General features: G+C 58.3%; 3 protein-coding genes and 1 pseudogene. 1 reads left to right on the top strand and 3 read right to left on the bottom strand.

Features of this window, described 5'->3' with window-relative positions; translation table 11 throughout:
- The first annotated feature begins 109 nt into the window (after positions 1 to 109).
- Complete coding sequence (gene nikR / locus RMS03_RS06670; protein WP_310626304.1) at positions 110 to 580, top strand: nickel-responsive transcriptional regulator NikR; 471 nt, start codon at positions 110 to 112, stop codon at positions 578 to 580.
- Here the strand turns inward: nikR and RMS03_RS06665 are convergent.
- The 3 genes and pseudogenes from RMS03_RS06665 to RMS03_RS06655 all read right to left on the bottom strand — a co-directional run.
- Positions 577 to 1,569, bottom strand: coding sequence for an ATP-binding protein (locus tag RMS03_RS06665; RefSeq protein ID WP_310626303.1), 993 nt, complete (start codon positions 1,567 to 1,569; stop codon positions 577 to 579). The two genes, nikR and RMS03_RS06665, sit on opposite strands and share 4 nt — an antisense overlap.
- A 6-nt stretch (positions 1,570 to 1,575) precedes the next feature.
- Positions 1,576 to 3,108 (bottom strand): nickel-dependent hydrogenase large subunit, encoded by a 1,533-nt coding sequence (locus tag RMS03_RS06660; RefSeq protein ID WP_310626302.1) that lies wholly within the window; start codon positions 3,106 to 3,108, stop codon positions 1,576 to 1,578.
- A pseudogene (locus RMS03_RS06655) lies at positions 3,105 to 3,586 on the bottom strand (HupU protein); the annotation flags it as partial. The pseudogene RMS03_RS06655 and the gene RMS03_RS06660, both read right to left, overlap by 4 nt.

The following is a 3,586-nucleotide window of genomic DNA, read 5'->3' as shown; positions in this document are numbered from 1 at the left end:
GTGCTTAAGGCCCTTGGACTGCGCTTAGCCATTCAACCGGATCAGCAGCACGCCGCAGTGTGAGTATTCAGTCAGCGGACCCTGCTTATCCCGCTGAAATTTAACAACTTTGATTTTTCGGGGACTGGGCAAATTTAGCCACGATGCTTTTGCAGCGCAAATGCAGGCACGGGGGTACTCCAACCGTTCTGAAGCCATCCGGGATCTGATTCGTCACGACATGAACCAACAACAAGTGCAGCACCACCCCGTCGATCCTTGTGTGGCCATCCTCTCGTATCTGTATGTACCGCAAGAGCGCGGTTTGGCATTGCGCTTGATTGCACTGGCACAAGAAAACCACCACTTGGTTGAAAACTGCACAGCCACGCAAGCCAGCGCAAGCCAGCGCCTAGAAATACAAACTTTGCGCGGACGCATGGCGGAAGTTCGTGCGTATGCGTGGTCCATCATCAGCTTGCCAGGTGTGATGCAAGGCGATGTGCAATACCATTTGGTAGAAGGCGCTTTACGCGACGAAGGTTTTGTGCCTGCACGCGATTTGCGACTCACGCCCACATCGAAAAAACTATCCCGTTAGGCTTGGCGCAAAGGCAAGCGCAAACAAAACTCGGCCCCGCCTTCTGGGTGGTTGCGCACGCTGAGTTGGCCCTTGTGCTGTTCCACAATGCCATAGCTGATGGACAGGCCCAAGCCTGTGCCTTGGCCGACGGGTTTGGTGGTGAAGAACGGGTCAAACACCCGCACCACATGCTCGGCCAAAATGCCGTGCCCGTTGTCGCGCACCACGATCTGCGCGTGCTTGTCGTCTGCCGTCAAACTCAACCATATCTGGCCCGCCTTTGCCGTGCGCGTGGCGTCAAATGCGTTTTGCAGCAAGTTCATCAACACCTGTTGCAAGTGCGCCGCATTGCCCCACACCTGAACATCGGCTGCGCCTTGCCAATGCACCTGACACGAAGAAACCACGCCTTTTTGCACCCAGTGCAGCGCACGGTCAATCACATCTACCAAGCTGAGGAACGCCATCTCTTCGGTGTCCACTGCTGAGAAGCGTTTGAGCCCATGCACGATGTCGGAGGTTCTTTGAGCGCCTTCCAAAGTGCCATCAATCAACGACGGCAAGTCTTCCAAGAGATGGTCAATGCGCAGCGACTGTCGCAGGGCTTGCAAGTGTTCATCAGGAGCATGGGCATGAACAGCGGCCAAATACGTTTGCAAACGACCACAGTAGCGGCTCAGGGCATGCGCATTGCCCAACACAAAGCTGATAGGGTTGTTGAGCTCATGGGCAACGCCTGCCACCAGTTGCCCGAGTGAGGCCATTTTTTCGGAGTGCAACAACTGCTGCTGGGTGCGCTTGAGCACTTCGTGGGTGTTTTGGAGTTCGCGGTAGGCCTGTTCCAACTCCGCATTTTTTTTCTCTAGTTCAATTTCATCGGCGATGAGCTTGGAGTAGACCTCATCCATTTTATGGATCACGTCCAGCCATGTGGACTCATCAACATCGTCAAACGGATTCGGCGTGAGCGCGTTTTGCAAAAAATCAGGCTGCGGCAGAGTGGACATGATGCGTCAGTGAACCGTACACACCATGCAGGGGTCAAACGAGCGCACGATGTGTTGCACCGCAACAGGTGTTTGCTCGCCTTCGCGCACAGGTGCATCGACCAAGGCTTGTTCCAAGGCCCCAGGCTGACCCGTGGCATCGCGCGGTGAAAAATTCCAACCTGTGGGCGCGACGATTTGGTAGTTGGCAATGCGCCCGCCTTCCAAGCACACCCAGTGACCCAAGCTGCCCCGCGCGGCCTCGCTCAGGCCCACGCCTTGACCGTCTTTGGGCAGGTGGGTGGGCACACAAAACGGCTGCTCGGGGACGATCTGGTGCAGCCAGTGTTCCATCTCGCTCACCATGCGAGCGAGCTCGACCAAACGCGCCAACACACGGGTGTAGACTGTGCCACCGTGGCGCATGACCACATCGCGCACCAAGGCTTGCCCACTGACGAGTTGACGGGCAATCGCCCCCGTCTCGACCACCTGCTGATTCAAACGCGGGGCCTTGTTCCAGGTGTAAGCCCCTGCCTTGTCCAGCAAAGGCTGCGTCACACCCTGCATGGGATGCAGAGGCACACCGCCATCGACCAGCCACGCATGGGTGGCATCTTCGGTGATGCTGCTCACATCCAGCGCCTGTGCTGAACCTGGCTGGCCCAATGGCCCATCGCACCAAACGCCACGTGCTAATGCGAAACCACCTTGCGTTGCTGCAAAACCACCTTGCGTTGGCGCGACGCCCTCTTGCGCAGGTGCAGCGCTGTCGTGCGCTTGCGCATACGCGCCATAGCTCAGGTAGCGCCCAGGGCCTGGGCCTAGGTGCTGAAGCTGCGCATCGTGAACCAGGCTCAAAAAAAGCCGCACATCGCCCGCGTGGGGGTTGTGCGCGTACCACTGCCACAGCGCTTCTTCGCTGTCTATGGCATTGAACACGTCCAGCGGCGATGCAAACATCTCGCGCTCCAAGAAGGCGCGGAACTCACGCACACGGGCGAGCAAGCGCACCCGCTCTGCCGCATCAATCGCACGGCTGGAGCCGCCAGGCTCAATCGCATGGGTGTGGGGCCATTTGCCACCCAAGGTGCCCAACAACATCAACCAGCGCTGACGCGCGGCAATGGCCAAGCGCACACGCTCGCCCGTGTCGGTGGCGAAGCGACGCACCAGCTCTGGATGCCACGCATGTGCCGCATAAATCGGGCGGCAAAAGTCAGGCATGAAGAACAAATAAAAATGCGTCAAATGGTCTGCCAAGTTCTCGGTAGCCAAAATCAAATTGGTGGCATGTTGGCCGTTGGCAGGCATGGTGATGCCCCCCAGATCGGCCAGCGCCCGCGCAGCGGCCACCGACTGAGAGACCGAGCAAATGCCACAGATGCGCGGCACATACACCAGCGCATCGTGTGCAGGCTTGCCTTGCAAGATTTGCTCAAAACCTCGGTACATAGTGGCGTTGACTTGGGCCGATGCTACGCGTCCGTCCTGCACCTCCAAGGCCACTTCCAAGTCCCCTTCCACGCGGTTAAAAGGCCCGACCAATAAACGGCTCATTTCAACCTCGTCTTTCTCACCACGGGCTTGACCAACAAATGGCTGGCGGTGGCATTGGCGCGCACACGCTTGGGCGTTGCGCTTTTCGAGAGCGAGGCCAGCGCCACAAACCAAGCCTTCGGCATGTCGGTGGGCAGGCCAATGGGAATGCCCGCAATCTTGGGGGTTTCGTGGAAGGCATGGCCTGGCTCTTGAAAGCCAGGCTCGGTACACGCAATGCAGGCATAGCCTGCGCGCGTGCATGAGCCTTCGCCGTTCCACAAGCGGATGTTGCAATCAGCATGCACCTGTGTGCCTTTGCAGCCCATGTGCTCCATCATGCAGCCCAAATCCGAGGGCTGCTCGGCGCTGGCTTTGAATTCGTAGTACTCGTTGCGTGTGCAGCCGTGGTGTACCAATTGATCGGCATAAAAGCGCGGGCGGTTCAAGGGGTCGAGGTCATCTGCCTGAAACGTGCCAGCGGCCAAGGCCATGAGCG

This window comes from Limnohabitans sp. (assembly GCF_031538885.1).
Lineage (GTDB): Bacteria > Pseudomonadota > Gammaproteobacteria > Burkholderiales > Burkholderiaceae_C > Limnohabitans.
The sequence above is the reverse complement of the archived record's forward strand: the minus strand, read 5'-3'. Positions and strand labels throughout refer to the sequence as shown.

Bases quoted from the DNA above. Each gene is read 5' to 3' on its own strand.
- RMS03_RS06660 (WP_310626302.1), bottom strand. From the start codon at position 3,108: ATGAGCCGTTTATTGGTCGGGCCTTTTAACCGCGTGGAAGGGGACTTG.
- RMS03_RS06665 (WP_310626303.1), bottom strand. From the start codon at position 1,569: ATGTCCACTCTGCCGCAGCCTGATTTTTTGCAAAACGCGCTCACGCCG.